Annotated in this window: 12 protein-coding genes; 3 read left to right on the top strand and 9 right to left on the bottom strand. The window is 72.4% G+C overall.

Annotated elements, in window-relative coordinates:
* The first annotated feature begins 4 nt into the window (after positions 1-4).
* The gene (locus ACIQ6Y_RS23560; protein ID WP_404041918.1) at positions 5-556 is read left to right on the top strand and encodes a DUF2165 domain-containing protein; all 552 of its coding nucleotides are present in this window, start codon (positions 5-7) and stop codon (positions 554-556) included.
* Here ACIQ6Y_RS23560 and ACIQ6Y_RS23555 read toward each other — a convergent pair.
* From ACIQ6Y_RS23555 to ACIQ6Y_RS23545, 3 genes are all read right to left on the bottom strand, one after another.
* On the bottom strand, positions 553-1,116 hold the full coding sequence (locus ACIQ6Y_RS23555) for a hypothetical protein (protein ID WP_404041917.1): 564 nt from the start codon (positions 1,114-1,116) through the stop codon (positions 553-555). The two genes, ACIQ6Y_RS23560 and ACIQ6Y_RS23555, sit on opposite strands and share 4 nt — an antisense overlap.
* 110 nt (positions 1,117-1,226) lie before the next feature.
* The gene (locus ACIQ6Y_RS23550; protein ID WP_404041916.1) at positions 1,227-3,809 is read right to left on the bottom strand and encodes a bifunctional FO biosynthesis protein CofGH; all 2,583 of its coding nucleotides are present in this window, start codon (positions 3,807-3,809) and stop codon (positions 1,227-1,229) included.
* A gap of 64 nt (positions 3,810-3,873) precedes the next feature.
* Positions 3,874-4,725: an LLM class F420-dependent oxidoreductase gene (locus ACIQ6Y_RS23545; protein ID WP_404041915.1), complete on the bottom strand. Its 852-nt coding sequence runs from the start codon at positions 4,723-4,725 to the stop codon at positions 3,874-3,876.
* Positions 4,726-4,837: 112 nt separating this feature from the next.
* Here ACIQ6Y_RS23545 and ACIQ6Y_RS23540 point away from each other — a divergent pair, with 112 nt between their 5' ends.
* A complete protein-coding gene (locus ACIQ6Y_RS23540) occupies positions 4,838-6,526 on the top strand; it encodes a CehA/McbA family metallohydrolase (protein ID WP_404042162.1) in 1,689 nt (562 codons plus the stop codon).
* Positions 6,527-6,530: 4 nt separating this feature from the next.
* On the opposite strand, the gene ACIQ6Y_RS23535 is transcribed toward ACIQ6Y_RS23540, so the two are convergent.
* From ACIQ6Y_RS23535 to ACIQ6Y_RS23510, 6 genes are all read right to left on the bottom strand, one after another.
* Entirely contained in the window at positions 6,531-7,982 is a 1,452-nt protein-coding gene (locus tag ACIQ6Y_RS23535) for an aldehyde dehydrogenase family protein (protein ID WP_404041914.1), read from the bottom strand.
* Positions 7,979-9,700 carry an amidohydrolase family protein gene (locus tag ACIQ6Y_RS23530; protein WP_404041913.1) on the bottom strand — a complete coding sequence of 574 codons (1,722 nt, stop codon included), beginning with the start codon at positions 9,698-9,700 and terminating at the stop codon, positions 7,979-7,981. Before ACIQ6Y_RS23530 ends, ACIQ6Y_RS23535 begins: the two co-directional genes overlap by 4 nt.
* A gap of 88 nt (positions 9,701-9,788) precedes the next feature.
* Complete coding sequence (locus ACIQ6Y_RS23525) at positions 9,789-10,907, bottom strand: LLM class flavin-dependent oxidoreductase (protein ID WP_404041912.1); 1,119 nt, start codon at positions 10,905-10,907, stop codon at positions 9,789-9,791.
* A 123-nt stretch (positions 10,908-11,030) separates the two neighbouring features.
* Complete coding sequence (locus ACIQ6Y_RS23520; protein ID WP_404041911.1) at positions 11,031-11,801, bottom strand: SDR family NAD(P)-dependent oxidoreductase; 771 nt, start codon at positions 11,799-11,801, stop codon at positions 11,031-11,033.
* Between the two features lie 2 nt (positions 11,802-11,803).
* Positions 11,804-12,730: an LLM class F420-dependent oxidoreductase gene (locus tag ACIQ6Y_RS23515; RefSeq protein WP_404041910.1), complete on the bottom strand. Its 927-nt coding sequence runs from the start codon at positions 12,728-12,730 to the stop codon at positions 11,804-11,806.
* On the bottom strand, positions 12,727-13,953 hold the full coding sequence (locus ACIQ6Y_RS23510; protein WP_404041909.1) for an amidohydrolase family protein: 1,227 nt from the start codon (positions 13,951-13,953) through the stop codon (positions 12,727-12,729). Before ACIQ6Y_RS23510 ends, ACIQ6Y_RS23515 begins: the two co-directional genes overlap by 4 nt.
* Positions 13,954-14,315: 362 nt before the next feature.
* Between ACIQ6Y_RS23510 and ACIQ6Y_RS23505 the strand changes: the two genes are divergently transcribed.
* Positions 14,316-17,291 (top strand): AfsR/SARP family transcriptional regulator, encoded by a 2,976-nt coding sequence (locus ACIQ6Y_RS23505; RefSeq protein WP_404041908.1) that lies wholly within the window; start codon positions 14,316-14,318, stop codon positions 17,289-17,291.
* Positions 17,292-17,368 lie beyond the last annotated feature (77 nt).

Here is a 17,368-nt window from a genome sequence, read left to right as displayed (position 1 = left end):
TGTCATGTCCACCAACACTTCCCCCCACGCCCGTGCCCTGCCGCTCGCGGCCGGTGTGCTGACGGCGGTGCTCGCGCTGTACATCGCTCTCGTGGCGCTGGGCAATATCACTGATTTCGGGTCCAACCAGCAGTTCGTGCGGCATGTGCTGGCGATGGACACCACGTTCGAGGACGAGGATCTGATGTGGAGAGCCGTGAGCAGTACGGCGCTTCAGGATGCGGCGTATGTGGCGATCATCGTCTGGGAGACGGTGACGGCGCTCGTGCTGATCGGGGCGACCTGGCTGTGGGCGCGGCGGCGGTTCGGGGTCGCCCGGCGGGTGTCGACGTACGGGCTGCTGATGCTGATGGTGCTGTTCGGTGCCGGGTTCATCGGGATCGGCGGTGAGTGGTTCGCGATGTGGCAGTCGGAGGACTGGAACGGGCTGGACGCGGCGACGCGGGTGTTCCTGATGAGCGGTGTGGTGCTCGTCGTCGTCCAACTCACCTCGGGGGCAAGTGAGTCCGTGGAGTCCATGAAGTCTGTGGAGTCCGTGGAGTCCGTGGAGTCCTAGTCGACCACTCGTACCGGTGTCCCCGCCGTCGCGAAGGCCCACAGGGCGTCGCCGGGGGCCTTGCCGATGCGGATGCCGCCGGTGCGGCGGCCCTCGGCGGGCGGCGGGGACGAGCCGTCGAGGGCGTTGGAGAAGGCGATGTCCACGCCGTCCTTGTTGGCGAAGAACACGACGTGCTCGATCGGCACGCCGTCGGAGCCGGTGGTCGTCTCGGTGCGGGTGCCGACCTTGTAGCGGCCCGGGTCCGGGGCGATCGTGCCCGGCCAGACCGTGAAGGACCCCCGCACCGCGTCGCTCGCGTCGATCAGCCAGACCCGGTGCTGGGTCAGGGAGTACACGATCCGGCGCCCGGTGCCGGAGCCGGCCGGCGCCGCGGGCGGGGCGGGCTCGGTGTCCTGCGGCTTCGGCTCCGCGCTCGCGGACGCCGAGGCGCTCGGCCTGGCCGCCGTCGGCTCGGGGCGCGGGCCCTGGTCGGCCCGCACGGCGAGGACGGCGACCACGGCGACCGCGCCCGCGGTCAGTCCGGTGACCCAGGCCCACGAGGGCAGTCGGGCAGACACGGGCGCATCTCCTCAGTCGCTCAGTCGCTCGGGCGGCCCTCACCGAGGCCACCCGGGTCGCATCATCGTACTGCCAGGCCGGAGCCGCCCGGTCGGGCCCCGTCCCTGCCTCAGTCCAGCACCGGCAGCAGGTCCGGCAGGTGTCCGTCCGAGGCGGCCGCGGCCTGGCGGCGTTCCTCGGGGACCTCGCCGTACAGGGTCGTGCGGGGGCGGGACGGGCGGCCGGCGGAGTCGGCCACCGCGATCAGGTCCTTGACCGACTTGTAGGAGCCGTAGGAGGAGCCCGCCATGCGGGAGATGGTCTCCTCCATGAGGGTGCCGCCCAGGTCGTTCGCGCCGGAGCGGAGCATCTCCGCCGCGCCCTCGGTGCCGAGCTTGACCCAGCTGGTCTGGATGTTGGGGATCCAGGGGTGCAGCAGGAGGCGGGCCATCGCCGTCACTGCCCTGTTGTCCCGCATGGTCGGGCCGGGCCGCGCGATGCCCGCCAGGTACACCGGCGCGTTCGTGTGGATGAACGGCAGCGTCACGAACTCCGTGAAGCCGCCCGTCTCGCGCTGGATGCCCGCCAGTGTGCGCAGGTGGCCCAGCCAGTGGCGGGGCTGGTCGACATGGCCGTACATCATCGTGGACGAGGAGCGGATGCCCAGCTCGTGGGCCGTTTTCACCACCTCGATCCAGGTCGCCGTCGGCAGCTTGCCCTTGGTCAGCACCCAGCGGACCTCGTCATCGAGGATCTCGGCCGCCGTGCCCGGGATCGAGTCCAGGCCCGCTTCCTTCGCCGCCGTCAGCCACTCGCGGATCGACAGGCCGGTACGGGTCGCGCCGTTGACGACCTCCATCGGCGAGAAGGCGTGCACATGCATGCCGGGGACCCGGGACTTCACCGCCCGCGCGATGTCGAAGTACGCCGTGCCGGGCAGGTCCGGGTGGATGCCGCCCTGCATGCACACCTCGACCGCGCCCACGTCCCACGCCTGCTGGGCCCGGTCGGCGACCTGGTCCAGGGAGAGGGTGTAGGCGTCGGCGTCGGTCCTGCGCTGCGCGAAGGCGCAGAAACGGCAGCCGGTGTAGCAGACATTGGTGAAGTTGATGTTGCGGGTGACGATGTACGTCACCTCGTCCCCGACCGCCGACTTGCGTACGTCGTCGGCGACTTGGCACAGCGCGTCCAGCGCGGCCCCGTCCGCGTGCAGCAGCGCCAGCGCCTCCGCGTCGGTCAGCCGGGTCGGGTCGTCCGCCGCCGTGCGCAGGGCCTGCCGTACGTCGGTGTCGATGCGCTCCGGCGCCATGCCGGGCGCGGCCGCCTCGCGCAGGGCGTCCCAGTCGCCGTACACCTCGTCGAAGTCGTCGCGCCGGTCGGCGGTACGGCCCTCGGTGTCGATGGAGGCGTGCAGATCCGTACGGCCGGAGGGGAACACCTCCTCCGGCTCCTGCCACGGCAGCCCCCGCACCGGAGCCTCCGCCCGCGCGAGCCCCGTCTCCGGGTCCGCCAGCGCCGCCACGTGCGGACGCAGCCGCGGGTCCAGCCAGGGCTCGCCGCGCTGCACGAACTCCGGGTAGACGCAGAGGCGTTCCCGCAGTTCGAACCCCGCGGCCCGGGACCGCTCCGCCAGTTCCTCGATCTGCGGCCAGGGGCGCTCGGGATTGACGTGGTCGATGGTCAGCGGGGACACCCCGCCCCAGTCGTCGATGCCGGCCGCGATCAGCCGCTCGTACTCGGAGTCGACGAGGTTCGGCGGGGCCTGGAGGCAGGCGGAGGGGCCCAGGAGGTGCCGCGCGACCGCCACCGTGGCGACGAGTTCGTCCAGTTCGGCGTCCGGCATGCCGCGCATGGCCGTGTCCGGCTTGGCGCGGAAGTTCTGGATGATCAGTTCCTGGATGCCGTGGTAGGCCCGGGAGACCTTCCGCAGCGCGAAGAGCGACTCGGCCCGCTCCTCGTACGTCTCCCCGATGCCGATCAGAATCCCTGAGGTGAAGGGCACCGAGGACCGGCCGGCGTCCTCCAGCACCCGCAGCCGGACGGCCGGTTCCTTGTCCGGGGAGCCGTGGTGCGGGCCGCCCGGCTCGGACCAGAGCCTCTGGGCGGTCGTCTCCAGCATCATGCCCATCGACGGCGCGACGGGCTTGAGCCGCTGGAAGTCCGTCCAGGACATCACCCCGGGGTTGAGGTGCGGCAGCAGCCCGGTCTCCTCCAGGATGCGGATGGAGATGGCGCGGACGTAGGCGATGGTGTCGTCGTAGCCGTGCGCGTCGAGCCACTCGCGCGCCTCCGGCCAGCGGTCCTCCGGCTTGTCGCCGAGGGTGATGAGGGCTTCCTTGCAGCCGAGGGCCGCGCCCTTGCGGGCGATGTCCAGCACCTCGTCCGGGGACATGAACATCCCGTGTCCGGCCCGCCGCAGCTTGCCGGGGACGGTGACGAACGTGCAGTAGTGGCACTTGTCCCGGCACAGCCGGGTCAGGGGTATGAAGACGCTCTTCGAGTACGTGATGACACCGGGCCGGCCGGCCTGCGCGAGACCGGCGTCCCGCACCCGGCCCGCCGACGCGACGAGGTCGTCCAGAGCCTCGCCGCGTGCCTGCAGCAGCACGGCCGCCTCGGTGACGTCCAGGGCGACGCCGTCACGGGCGCGTCTGAGAGCGCGACGCAGGGAGTTCTCGGTCGGGCCGGTTCCGGAGGTCGCGGAAGTCGTCATCCTTCGAGGATAAGGTCGCGCCGATCAACGCCGAGCAGGACTTTTTCCGGCCAGGGCACCGACCTCACCCGGCCACGAAGCCCATGAGTCCGTCCAGCGCCCGCAGCACCTCCGCCTCCCCGCCGGGCGGGAGTTGTGCCACGACCTCCTCGATCCCGAGCTCGGCATAATGCGCGAGCTTGCCCGGGTTCGGGCGGACGGCGTACGGGACGACCTGGAGGGCGTCCGGGTCGCGGCCCGCGTCGGACCAGCGGGCGCGCAGCTCCGGCACGGACTCGGACAGGCCGCGCCCGCCGATGGGCAGCCAGCCGTCGGCGTACTCGCAGATGTGGGTGAAGAGCCTGGGCCCGGCCGCCCCGCCGACCAGCGTGCGCGGGCCGGTCACCGGGCCGCGCGGCTTCTGCACCGGCTTGGGGTGCGCGAAGCTGGGCCGGACGCTGCCGAACTCGCCCTCGTAGCCGGTCGGTTCCGCCGCCCACAGCGCCTGCATCAGCCGCATCCGGTCGCGGACCAGCTCGCGCCGGGTGCGCCAGTCGACGCCGTGGTCGGCTGCCTCCTCCACGTTCCAGCCGTAGCCGACGCCCAAAGTAAGCCGCCCGCCGGAGAGGTGGTCCACGGTCGCCACCTGCTTGGCCAGGTCGATCGGGTCGTGCTGGGCGACCAGGGTGATGCCGGTGCCGAGCCCGAGCCGCTCGGTCACCGCCGCGGCCTGCCCGAGCGCGACGAAGGGGTCGAGGGTGCGGCCGTACTCGGGCGGCAGCTCGCCGCCCGCCGGGTACGGGCTGGTGCGCTCGGTCGGGATGTGGGTGTGCTCGGGCAGATACAGCCCGGCGAAGCCGCGCTGCTCCAGCTCCCGGGCGAGCCGGGTCGGGGTGATCGTCTCGTCGGTGAGGAAGATGGTGACGGCGATACGCATGTCCCATCTGTACCGAGCCCCGCCCCATCTGTCCATACCGACCGGTCGGCACACATAGCGCTGCCCGCACTACCGTGGACAGGTGAGCGTCGAGACGCGAACCCTCCGCGGCATGCTGCCCGCCGGCTCCCCCGACCACGCCTACGAGCCCTTCGACGTGCCGCCGGGCGTCAGGGAGGTGCGCGTGGCGTACACCTACGACCGCTCGCCCGGCAACGCCCTCGACCTCGGCCTCTTCGACGAACGCGGCACCGGCTCCGGCTTCCGCGGCTGGTCGGGTGGGGCCCGCACCGAGTTCTTCGTCCGCGCCGACGAGGCGACCCCCGGCTATCTGCCAGGACCGCCGCGCCCCGGCACCTGGCACATCGCGCTCGGCCCGTACACGGTGGCGCCGCAGGGACTGTCGTACGAGATCACGCTCACGCTCACGTACGGCGAGCCCGGCGAGGCCGTCCAGCCGGTGTACCCGCCGGAGCGGGCGAGTGGCCGGGGCCGGGCCTGGTACCGGGGCGACCTCCACCTGCACTCCTGGCACTCCGACGGGCGCCGCACCCCGGCCGAGATCGGCGCGCTCGCCCGCGCGGCCGGGCTGGACTTCGTCAACAGCTCGGAACACAACACGACGTCCGCGCACGCCCATTGGGCCGATGTGGCGGGGGACGACCTGCTGGTGCTGCTGGGCGAGGAGGTGACCACCCGCAACGGTCACCTCGTGGCGCTGGGCACGGACCCCGGCACCTTCGTCGACTGGCGGTTCCGGGCCCGCGACGACGCCTTCGGCCGCACCGCCGCCACGATCCGCGCCGCCGGAGGCCTGGCCGTCCCGGCCCACCCGCACGCGCCCTGCGTCGGCTGCGCCTGGAAGCACGGCTGGGACGCGGCGGACGCGGTGGAGGTGTGGAACGGCCCCTGGACACCGGACGACGAGGTGACCCTGGCCGCGTGGGACGCCGGCCTCGCGGCCGGGACCTGTCGCACCGGTCCCGCCGCCACCGACGCCCGCCCGGACGCCGGCCCCTCCGAGACCGAGGTCCGCCCGGACGCCGACCTCGCCGCCGGGGCCGGTCGTACCGACGACGCCGACACCGCAACCGGCCCGAACACCGGCCTCGGTGCAGGGGCCTGGGGTACCGGCCCCTCCGAGACCGAGGTCCGCCCGGACGCCGACCTCGCCGCCGGGGCCGGTCGTACCGACGACGCCGACACCGCAGCCGAACCGAACACCGGCCTCGGCGCCGGGACCAGTCGTACCGACCCCGCCACCGAAGTCGGCCGTACCGACCACGCCGACATCCCGACCCGCCCGAACCGGGCGCCCGGCCCCGTACGCCTCCTCCCGGCGGTAGGCGGCAGCGACGCCCACCGGTCGCCGGACCGGGTCGGGCTGCCGCAGACCGTCGTCCTCGCCGACGACCTGACCCGGGCGGCCGTTCTCGCGGGGATCAGGGCCGGTCACTGCTATGTCGCCGAGTCGAGCGCGCTGTCCCTGGACTTCACGGCCCGTGCCGCCGACGGCGGGACGGCAGGCATCGGGGGGCGGCTGGCCGTCGCCCCGGACACCCCCGTCACCGTCCGCGTCGCGGTGACCGGTGCCCTGCGCTGCACGGTGCGCCTCGTCACCGACCAGGGCGTCCTCCACACGAGCCCGCCGCTGCCCGTGACCGGGTCCGGTGTCGTGGAGTGGCGTACGACGCCCGCCCGTGCGACCTACGTACGCGCCGAGGTACGGCACGAGGCCGCGCTGGGTCCGCTGCCGGGCGTGATGGCCGCGTTCACCAACCCGGTGTTCCTGGGCCCGTAGCCGCTCAGCCCGGCCACACCAGCGCCTGGACCTCGCCGTAGGCGTGCAGGGCGTACGAGCCGCAGTCACGGCCTACGCCGCTCGCCCCGAAGCCGCCGAAGGGTGCCTCCATGTTGCGGCCGACCGTGTTCACCCCGACCCCGCCCGCGCGCAGCCGGCGTGCGACACGGAAGGCGCGGGCCACGTCGGCGGACCAGACGTAGTCGATGAGGCCGTAGTCGGAGTCGTTCGCGAGGGCGATGCCCTCCTCCTCGTCGTCGAAGGGCACGACCACGACGACCGGCCCGAAGATCTCCTCCCGGGCCACGCGCATGTCGTTGGTGCAGTCGGCGAGGAGGGTGGGGGCTACGTAGAACCCGCGGTCCAGCCGGGGCCGTTCCCCGCCGGTGACGACCACCGCGCCCTCCTTGCGGCCGAGTTCGACGTACGCCTCCACCCGCTCCCGGTGCGCCGCGGAGATCACCGGGCCCACGACCGTGTCCCGGTCCCGGGGATCGCCGACCTTCAACCTACGGGCGTACGCCGCGAGTTGCTCCACCACTCGCTCGTACACCCCGCGCTGGGCCAGCACCCGCGTGGGCGCCGTACAGATCTGTCCGCTGTAGAAGGAGAAGGTCGTCCCGATCCCGGCGACGGCGGAGGCGAGGTCGGCGTCGTCGAGGACCAGGGCCGCGCCCTTCCCGCCGAGCTCCATCAGCTGGCGTTTCATGCCCCGGCCGCACACCTCGGCGATACGGCGTCCGACGGCGGTGGAGCCGGTGAAGCTGACCATGTCGACGTCGGGTGAGTCCACGGCGGCCTCACCGACGGCCACGGCCCGCCCCGAGACCACGTTCACCACCCCGGGCGGGACGCCCGCCGCCTCGAGGGCCTCGGCCATGCGGTAGACGGACAGGGGGTCCTGCGGGGCGGGTTTGACGACGACCGTGTCGCCCATGGCCAGCGCGGGGGCGACCTTCCCGGCGGCGTTGGCCCAGGGGTTGTTGTACGAGGTGACGCAGGTGACGACCCCGACGGGCTGCCGTATCGCCAGGGCGCCCATGACCCCGGCTCGGCCCATGGGGCCGGCCTCGTTGATCTGCGGCGGGATCGCCCACTCGGCGGGCTCCACGCGCGCGTAGCGGCGGAAGCGGGCCGCGGCCACGCCGACCTGCATCCCGCGGGCCGTGGCGGTGGTCGCGCCCGTCTCGGCCTGGGCGAGGGCGGCGTACGCGCCGGCCCGGTCCCGGATGATCTCCGCCGCCCGGGCCAGCACCGCGGCCCGCTCCTCCGGTGCCGTGCGCGACCACGGCCCGAAGGCCTCACGGGCCGCGGCACACGCCGCGTACACCTGCTCCCGCGAGGCCTCCGGCGCCCGGCCGACGGCCTCCTCGGTCGCCGGGTCGACGACGTCGTAGTGCCCGCCGTCCGGCTCGGTCCACGCGCCGCCCACGAACAGCCGCTGCTGCGCGCTCACTTGGTCGCCACCGTCCTGGTGTCCCGCCCCGAGCGCAGCACCTTCCCCGGCACCGCACCGGTCACGGCGTCCTCCCGGACCGCCTCGACTCCGTTGACCCACACGGCCCGCACCCCGAGCGCCCGGGAGTCCAGCCGGGGGCTGTCACCCGGCAGGTCGTGCACCAGGGTGGCCGGGCCCGCGTCGATCCGCTCCGGGTCGAAGAGCACGAGGTCGGCATGGAACCCTTCCTGGATCCTCCCCCGCTCCCGCAGCCCGAAGAGCCGCGCCGGGTCGTCGGTCAGCATCTTCACCGCCTGTTCGAGGCCGACCAGCCCGCGCCCGCGCAGACAGTCCCCGAGGAACCGGGTCGTGTACGGCGCCCCGCACATCCGGTCCAGATGCGCGCCCGCGTCGGAGCCGCCCAGCAGCACGTCCTCGTGCCGCCATGTCTCGGCCCGCAGCGCCCAGGACGCGGGGTCGTTGTCGGTGGGCATCGGCCACAGCACGGTCCGCAGCTCGTCGGCGGTGCAGATCTCCACCAGGCAGCCGAACGGGTCCTGCCCCCGCTCGGCGGCGATGTCCCGCACGACCCGGCCGGTCAGCCCGGCGTTGCGCTCGCTGTAGGTGTCCCCGATGACGTACCGCCCGAAGTCGGTGAGCCGCCGGAAGACGCCCGCCTCCTCGGAACGGGCGTGCCGCAGCAGCTCCTCCCGTACGGCCGGATCGGCCAGCCTCCGGATGCGCTCGGGGACGGGCAGCCCCAGGACGGGCCCCCAGCCGGGTATCAGGTTGAGCGCGCAGAAGGTGCCCAGGGACATGTTCATCGGCGCGAGGACCGGCATGGTCAGTGCGACGACCCTGCCGCCCGCCTTCCTCGCCCGCTCGCTCGCCAGCAGCTGCCGGGGCACGCGCTCGGGGACGGCCGCGTCGATGGTCAGCACGTTCCAGTTCAGCGGCCGGCCCGCCGTCGCGCTCAGCTCCGCGAGCAGCTCGATCTCCGCGTCGGCGAACCTGTCCAGGCACCCGGCCACGATCGCCTCGATCTGCGTGCCCTCGTGCTCACCCACCGCCCTGGACAGCGCCAGCAGCTCATCGGGACGCGCGTGCCGCGAGGCGACCGGGTGCCCGTCGCCGTCGGAGTGCGTGGACGACTGGGTGGTGGAGAATCCCCAGGCACCGGCGTCCATCGCCTCGTGCAACAGCCCGACCATGGAGGCGAGTTGCGCGTCGGACGGCTGCCCGCCGATCGCGTCCGGCCCCATGACGTACCGCCGCAGCGCGCAGTGCCCCACCATGAACCCGGCGTTGACCGCGATACGCCCTTCCAGCGCGTCGAGATACTCCCCGAATCCGCGCCAGGTCCAGGGTGCCCCTTGCTCGAGGGCCGCGAGGGACATGCCCTCCACCTTCGCCATCATCCGCCGCGTGTAGCCGGCGTCCTCGGGACGGAGCGGGGCGAGCGTGAAGCCGCAGTTCCCCGCGACGACCGTGGTCACGCCGTGCTGCAGGGAGGGCGTGGCGTACGGGTCCCAGAACAGCTGGGCGTCGTAGTGCGTGTGCGGGTCGACGAACCCGGGGGCGAGGACGAGCCCGGAGGCGTCCTCCCGGGTGCGGGCGGCTTCGCTGACCTTGCCGATGACGGCGATACGTCCGTCGAGGATGCCGACGTCGGCGGTACGGGCAGAGGTGCCGGTCCCGTCGACGACGGTGGCGTTCTCGATCAGGTGATCAAGCATGATTGTCCAACTCCCTGAGGTGAACGTCCCTAGGAGCGCGGGAACTGCGCGACCAGCCCATGACGGCCCGCACGCCGCCGACGAAAGCTCAGGCCCCCTGACGGAACCGCGTAGTCCGGTGCACAGGGTCGGTGTCGATCTTCGGAATCACATGCTCACCGATCAGCCGGATCGTCTGCAGCGTCTCCTCCTTCGGCACCCCCACCGGCAACCCGAAGCTCAGCTGGTCCGCCCCGGCCCGCTCCCACCGCTCGCACTGCCGCAGCACCTCGTCGGGGTCCCCGCAGATCAGCAGCTCCTCCTCGATCAGCACCTCGACGAACTCCGGCGTGTAGGGCGGCAGGGTCTCCGGCCACACGGGGAAGCCCTCGGGCCGCGGGAAGGTGTCGTGGTAGCGGAACACCAGGGACGGCAGATAGTGCAGCCCCCCGTTGACCGCGATCTCGATCGCCTCGGCGTGCGTCGGCGCGCAGATCGCGGTGGTCGTCACCATCACGTTGTCGTTGACGAAGTCCCCCACCGGCTCCGCGTCCACGATCGCCGTCTTGTACTGCTCCAGCACCCACTCCATGTCCGACACCTTCTGGATGCTGAAGCCGAGCACCCCGAGCCCCTTGCGGGCGGCCATGGCGTACGACGGCGGCGACCCGGCGGCGTACCACATCGCCGGGTGCGAGCCGCCGTACGGCTTGGGCAGCACCTTGCGGGGCGGCAGCTGCCAGTGCTTGCCCTTGAAGCCGGCGTACTCGTCCTGGAGCCACATCTTGGGGAACTCGGCGATCGTCTCCTCCCAGATCTCCTTGGTGTGGTTCATGTCGGTGATGCCGGGCAGGAAGCCGAGGATCTCGTGCGAGCCGGCGCCCCGCCCGCTGCCGAACTCGAAGCGGCCCTCGGAGAGGTGGTCGAGCATGGCGACCTTCTCGGCGACCTTGACGGGGTGGTTGACCTGGGCGAGGGGGTTGAAGATGCCCGAGCCCAGGTGGATCCGCTCGGTGGCGTGGGCGAGGTAGCCGAGGAAGACGTCGTTGGCGGACAGGTGGGAGTACTCCTCCAGGAAGTGGTGCTCGGAGGCCCAGGCGTACTTGAAGCCGGACCTGTCCGCCTGGATGACGTACTCGGTCTCCTCCATCAGCGCCTTGTGCTCGGCGAGCGGGTCGGTCTCGGCGCGCTTGCCCACGTATCCCTGTACGAAGAGCCCGAATTCCATGGAGGTTCACCGTCCCGGGGTCTGCTGAATCCCTTTACCTGACGGACCGTCAGATCGACGACTGTGGCACCGCGGGGGTGGATGGTCAATAGCTGACGGTCAGTCAGAAATGCAGCCCCGGGTTCAGATGACGCTGACGCCCGCCAGCCACCCGCCGTCGATCACGAACGGCTGCCCGGTGATGTACGACGAGTCCTCGGAGGTCAGGAACAGCGCCAGCCGGGCCACCTCCTCCGGCCGGCCGACCCGGCCCAGCGGCACGAGCTTGCGGTAGAGCGCGTCCAGCGCCCGCGCGGTCTCCTCCGGGTCGGCGTCCGGGTCCAGCCGGGCCGGGTTGGACATCGGGGTGTCGATGGCGCCGGGGCAGATCGCATTGACGCGGATACGCCGGCCGGCCAGCTCCAGCGCGGCCACCCGGGTCAGCCCGAGCACGGCGTGCTTGGTCGCGGCGTACGCGCCCACCGCGGCCATCCCGGTCAGCCCGGTGTAGGAGGCGGTGTTGACGATCGTCCCGCCCTGCGGCATCCGTGGCGCGACCGTCTTCACGCCGAGGAAGCAGCCGACCTGGTTGACCCGCACGACCTCCATGAACTCCTCCAGCGGGGTGTCCACGAGCGCGTTGAACCGCAGGATGCCGGCGTTGTTGACCAGCCCGTCGACCCGCCCGTACGCCCACTCGGCCGCCGCGACGGCATCCCGCCAGCCGCTCTCCTCGCCCACGTCCAGATGGACGTACAGGCCCCCGATCTCCTTGGCGAGGGCCTCGCCGGGCTCGTCCAGCACATCGGCGAGGACGACCTCGGCCCCCTCCGCACGGAACAGCCGTGCCTCCTGCTCCCCCTGCCCGCGTGCCGCGCCGGTGACGATCACGACCCGGCCGTCCAGCTTGCCCATCGCTACTCCTCCTCGTGCAGATGAGGCGCCACCTCGGCGCCGAACGCGGCGATCTGGTCGATGAGTTCGGTACGGCTCCGACTGCGCAAGCGCACCTGGAGCTGCCCCACGCCCATCGCCCGGTACGCCCGCAGCGACTCGGCGAGGGCCTGCGGGGCCCCGGCGAGGGTGCGCCGGCCGACGTCCCAGGCGGGCCGGCCGACGTAGAGGGGCTCGGCGATGGCACCGTAGGAGAAGGGCGCGTCGATCCCGGCCTTCTCGCGCAGGGCGCGGATGCGGCCGGTCTTCTCCGCGAGGCGTTCGCGCGGATCGCCCTGCGGGAGCCAGCCGTCGCCCTTGAGCGCGGCCCGGCGCAGGGCGGGCTCCGAGGAGCCGCCGACCCAGAGGGGTACACGGGGCTGGACGGGGCGGGGTCGCTGCCCCAGGTCCTGGAAGTCGTACCGCTTGCCGTGGTGCTCGGGGAACTCCTCCGGCCCGAGGGCGGCGCGCAGGGCGTCGATCGTCTCGTCCAGCAGGGCCCCGCGCCGCCCGAAGTCCGCCCCGAGCGCCTCGAACTCCTCCCGGACATGCCCGGCCCCGACACCGAGGACGAGCCGCCCGCCGCTGAGCCGGTCGAGGGTGGCGTACTGCTTCGCGGTGAGCAGGGGGTGCCTGAGCCCGACGACGGCCACGTGCGTGAGGAGTCCGACGGTCCGGGTGTGCGCGGCCAGGAAGGCGAGCGTGGCGACGGGGTCGTACCAGACCGTGCTCATGGCCGCCGCGAGCCGGCGCGGGATCGCGACATGGTCGCAAGCGGCGACGTACGCGAACCCGGCCACCTCGGCCGCCCGCGCCACCTCCACGAGGTCCTCGGGGCCGGCCGCGGTCTCCCAGGGCTCGGTGTAGAGGGTGCTCTGCGACTGGACGGGGAGCTGGATGCCGTACCTCACGGCCGCCAGAGCCCTTCGGGCGTGAGCTGGAGCAGCTCGATGGCGTTGCCGCGCACGATCCTGTCGACGGTGTGCGGGTCGAGGTGGGCCATCTGCGCCTCGCCCACCTCGCGGGACTTGGGCCAGGTGGAGTCGGAGTGCGGGTAGTCGGTCTCGTACAGGACGTTGCCCGCGCCGATCGAATCCAGGTTGCGCAGCCCGAAGGCGTCGTCGAAGAAGCAGCCGTAGACATGCTCGGCGAACAGCTCGGACGGCGGCCGCGTCACCTTGTCGGCGACCCCGCCCCACCCGCGGTTCTCCTCCCACACCACGTCGGCGCGCTCCAGGATGTACGGGATCCAGCCGATCTGCCCCTCCGCGTACATGACCTTCAGGTTCGGGAAGCGCTCGAACTTGCCGCTCATCAGCCAGTCGACCATCGAGAAGCAGCAGTTGGCGAAGGTGATCGTCGACCCGACGGCGGGCGGCGCGTCGGCGGACGTGGACGGCATACGGCTGCTGGAGCCGATGTGCATGGCGATCACGGTGCCGGTCTCGTCGCAGGCGGCGAGGAAGGGGTCCCAGTCGTCGGTGTGGACGGAGGGGAGCCCGAGATGCGGGGGTATCTCGGAGAACGCGACGGCCCGGACGCCGCGTTCGGCGTTGCGCCGGACCTCGTCGGCCGCCAGGCGGGCGTCCCACAGGGGGATGAGGGTGAGCGGTATGAGCCGCCCCTGCGCCTCGGGCCCGCACCACTCCTCCACCATCCAGTCGTTGTACGCCCGCACGCACAGCAGCCCGAGCTCCCGGTCCTCGGCCTCGGTGAAGGTCTGCCCGCAGAAGCGGGGGAAGGTGGGGAAGCACAGGGCGGACTGGACGTGGTTGACGTCCATGTCGGCGAGCCGGGCCGGGACGTCGTAGGACCCCGGCCGCATCTGTTCGTACGTGATGACTTCCAGCCGGATCTCGTCCCTGCTGCACCCGACGGCGGTGTCGAGCCGGGTGAGGGGCCGGTGGAGATCTTCGTACACCCACCAGTCGCCCACCGGGCCGCTTTCTCCCTCTTTGCCCATGACGGGCTTGAAGCGTCCGCCGAGGAAGGTCATCTCCCTCAGCGGGGCGCGGACGATGCGCGGCCCGGTGTCCAGGTACTTCTTCGGGAGCCGGTCCTGCCAGACGCCCGGCGGTTCGACGGTGTGGTCGTCGACGGAAATGATGCGCGGAAAGTCGGGGTTGGTCTCCATGTCGGCCACCGTAGCGCCGATCTGACGGACCGTCAGCCAGGCGGTCGGGAGGAGTGGATGTGAGGGCTTTGTGCACTACCGCGCGCCGGTCTGTGATCGGCGTCTCGCACGGCTGACGCATCCGCCATGAACAAGGCAGACTGACGGAGTTGTTCGGGATGTCTGGGGTCTGTCGTTCGCATCAGTCGGCTGAGAGAGACTGCGTCTTCCAGCCGAACCGAACGGGGTCCGGTGCGTGCAGCTGCAAGGCGGAGGAGGGCGGCGACGCGGAGCGTCGGCAACCGACGACAACGCGGCAGCTGCACGCACCAGGCCCCGCGGACGCCGACATGACCCAGACGAGAGGCCCTAGGGGGACGTCGATGGACGGGGTACCGCGCGTACCGGAGCAGCGTCGTGGCTCTGAGGAGCCCGCGCCGCTGCGCTTCGCCGTGCTCGGACCGGTGCGCGCCTGGCATGTCGAGAACGAGCCGTCCCTGGTGGGCGGGGCTCCACGGGAGGACAAGGCGCTGCCGACCGGCTCCCCGCAGCAACGCGCCCTGCTCGCCGCCCTGCTGCTGCGCGAGGGCCGCACCGCCACGGCCGCCGAGCTGATCGACGCGCTGTGGGGCGAGGAACCGCCCTCGCAGGCACTGGCCGCGGTTCGCACGTACGCCTCCCGGCTGCGGAAGGTGCTGGGCGCCGGGGTCCTGGTCAGCGAGTCCGGCGGCTACGCGGTGCGGGCCCCCGGCTCCCTGGACCTCGCGGTCGCGCAGGACCTGGTGACCGAGGCGGAGAAGGCGCGTCAGACAGGCGATCTCGGTGAGGCCCGCTCGCTGCTCGGCCGCGCACTGGCCCTGTGGGACGGCGAACCCCTGGCGGGCGTTCCCGGCCCCTACGCCGAGGCCCAGCGCGTCCGCCTGGAGGAGTGGCGGCTGAGCCTGCTGGAGACCCGGCTCGACCTGGACCTGGAGCAGGGCTGCCACGCCGAGGCCGTCTCCGAACTCACCGCCCTCACGGCGGCCCACCCCCTGCGCGAACGCCTGCGCGAGCTGCTGATGCTCGCCCTCTACCGCAGCGGGCGCCAGGCCGAGGCGCTCGCGGTGTACGCCGACACCCGCAGGCTCCTCGCCGACGAACTGGGCGTGGACCCGGGCCCGGGGCTGCGCGAGCTGCAGGAGCGGATCCTGCGCGCGGACCCGGGCCTCGCCGAGCCCGCCGCGCCCGCAGGGGAGCCCTCGGTGATCCCGGTCCGCCCGGCCCAGCTGCCTGCGACGGTGCCGGACTTCACCGGGCGTACGTCCTTCGTCGCCGAGCTCAGTGAGGTGCTCGCCTCGGCGGAGGGCCGGGTGATGGCCGTGTCCGCCCTCGCGGGCATCGGGGGCGTCGGCAAGACGACCCTGGCGGTGCACGTGGCCCACCAGGCGCGGTCGGCCTTCCCGGACGGCCAGCTGTACGTCGACCTCCAGGGGGCGGGCCCGCGCGCGGCGGAGCCGGAGACGGTCCTCGGCGCCTTCCTGCGCGCCCTCGGCACCGCGGACTCGGCGATCCCGGACTCCCTGGAGGAACGGGCCGCACTGTACCGCTCCGTCCTGGACGGCCGCCGCGTCCTGGTGCTGCTGGACAACGCGCGCGACGCCGCCCAGGTCCGCCCCCTCCTGCCCGGCACGGACGGCTGCGCGGCCCTGGTGACGTCCCGCGTCCGCATGGTCGACCTGGCCGGCGCCCACCTGGTCGACCTGGACGTGATGTCCCCCGACGAGGCGCTGGCCCTGTTCACCAGGATCGTGGGCGAGGAACGCGTCGGCTCCGAACGCGAGGCCGCCCTCGACGTGGTCGCCGCCTGCGGCTTCCTCCCCCTGGCCATCCGCATCGCAGCCTCCCGCCTCGCGGCCCGCCGCACCTGGACCGTGTCCGTCCTCGCCGCGAAGCTGGCCGACGAGCGACGCCGCCTCGACGAACTCCAGGCCGGCGACCTCGCCGTCAAGGCGACCTTCGAACTCGGCTACGGTGCCCTGGACCCGGCCCAGGCCCGCGCCTTCCGCCTCCTCGGCCTCGCCGACGGCCCCGACATCTCCCTGTCCGCCGCCGCCGCCGTCCTGGACCTCGGGGTGGAGGAGACCGAGGATCTGCTGGAGTCCCTGGTGGACACGTCCCTCCTCGAATCCGCCGCCCCGGGGCGGTACCGGTTCCATGACCTGGTACGGCTCTATGCCCGGTCTTGCGCGGAGCGGGACGAATGGCCTCCGGAGGAGAGGGGGGCTGCGCTCTCTCGGCTGCTGGACTTCTATCTGGCGACGGCAGCTCGGGTTTATGCGATCGAGCGGCCGGGGGATCGGTTGGTGGATCATCTGGAGCCCACCGAGTATCCGGGGCTGCGCTTCAGTGATCGCCAAGAGGCGCTGGACTGGCTGTATTCCGAGGCCAACTGCCTGCTGGCCTCGGCTCGACAGGCCCTGGGCGGACCCAGGCTGCGCCGCGGTGTGGATCTGCTCTGGGCTGCCAAGGACCTGGGTGAGTCGGGAGCCAACTCCAAGCAGTACGAGTCCACTGCGCTCGCCGCCAGAGACGCCGCCCAGGCCTCGGCCGACGCCCGTGCGGAAGGACGCGCGCGCACGGCGCTGACCAACGTGCACCTGGTGGCCGGCCGCTACAGCGAGGCCGATGAGGAGGCTCGGCTGGCAGGACTCCTGGCCGGTGCGGCTGAGGACCTCACCCCCGTTTTCTGGACGAGCAACGACCGGGGGATCATCGGCCTCAATCAGGGACGTCACGCGGACGCCGAGCAGCATCTGGTCCGCGCCATCGAGGCATCGCGCCAGGACGGAAACCTGGCGGGCGAAGCGAGCGCACTGTGCAACCTTTCACGCGTTCACCTCGCGATGGGGCGGACGAACCACGCGATAGCGCTCGCTCAGCAGGGCATCGATCTGTACGACCGCTTGGGAGCGACGGTGCGTCTGGCCAATGCCCGCTACGCCCTGGGGCTGGCGCTGACCGAGGCCGGACGTCCGTCCGAAGCGCTGGTGGAGTACACGGAGGCCCTGAACACCTTCCAGATGAATCGTCAGCGCCTCTGGGAGGGAACAACTCACTTCCGCATCGCCCAGGCTCACCTTGTGGGGCGTCACCACACACTGGCGGCCAAGCATGCGGAGCAAGCTCTGGCTGTCGGGTGCATCGGCGGTGACCGAGTGCGCGCAGGCGTGCTGACGACCTTGGGGCGTTCGCTGGCCGCCTTGGGCCAGATCGATCGCGCACGGGTCTGCTGGCTCGAGGCGCTGCCCCTCCACGAGCAGGTCGGCTCTCCGGAAGCGGACGCGGTACGAGCACTGTTGTCGCCCCTCTCGGCAGCCTGACAGGGCCGCAGCAGCGTTCATCGATTGTTTATGCCTCGCTGACATGCTCAACGCATCGATCCGTCGCGTCGGGGGGC

Source organism: Streptomyces sp. NPDC096205 (genome assembly GCF_044763135.1).
Taxonomy (GTDB): domain Bacteria; phylum Actinomycetota; class Actinomycetes; order Streptomycetales; family Streptomycetaceae; genus Streptomyces.
The sequence above is the reverse complement of the archived record's forward strand: the minus strand, read 5'-3'. Positions and strand labels throughout refer to the sequence as shown.

What these genes read in the sequence shown, in the direction of transcription:
- ACIQ6Y_RS23520 (WP_404041911.1), bottom strand. Translation starts at nt 11,801, where the DNA reads ATGGGCAAGCTGGACGGCCGGGTCGTGATCGTCACCGGCGCGGCACGC.
- ACIQ6Y_RS23525 (WP_404041912.1), bottom strand. Translation starts at nt 10,907, where the DNA reads ATGGAATTCGGGCTCTTCGTACAGGGATACGTGGGCAAGCGCGCCGAG.
- ACIQ6Y_RS23510 (WP_404041909.1), bottom strand. Translation starts at nt 13,953, where the DNA reads ATGGAGACCAACCCCGACTTTCCGCGCATCATTTCCGTCGACGACCAC.
- ACIQ6Y_RS23560 (WP_404041918.1), top strand. Translation starts at nt 5, where the DNA reads ATGTCCACCAACACTTCCCCCCACGCCCGTGCCCTGCCGCTCGCGGCC.
- ACIQ6Y_RS23530 (WP_404041913.1), bottom strand. Translation starts at nt 9,700, where the DNA reads ATGCTTGATCACCTGATCGAGAACGCCACCGTCGTCGACGGGACCGGC.
- ACIQ6Y_RS23540 (WP_404042162.1), top strand. Translation starts at nt 4,838, where the DNA reads ATGCTGCCCGCCGGCTCCCCCGACCACGCCTACGAGCCCTTCGACGTG.
- ACIQ6Y_RS23550 (WP_404041916.1), bottom strand. Translation starts at nt 3,809, where the DNA reads ATGACGACTTCCGCGACCTCCGGAACCGGCCCGACCGAGAACTCCCTG.
- ACIQ6Y_RS23545 (WP_404041915.1), bottom strand. Translation starts at nt 4,725, where the DNA reads ATGCGTATCGCCGTCACCATCTTCCTCACCGACGAGACGATCACCCCG.
- ACIQ6Y_RS23505 (WP_404041908.1), top strand. Translation starts at nt 14,316, where the DNA reads ATGGACGGGGTACCGCGCGTACCGGAGCAGCGTCGTGGCTCTGAGGAG.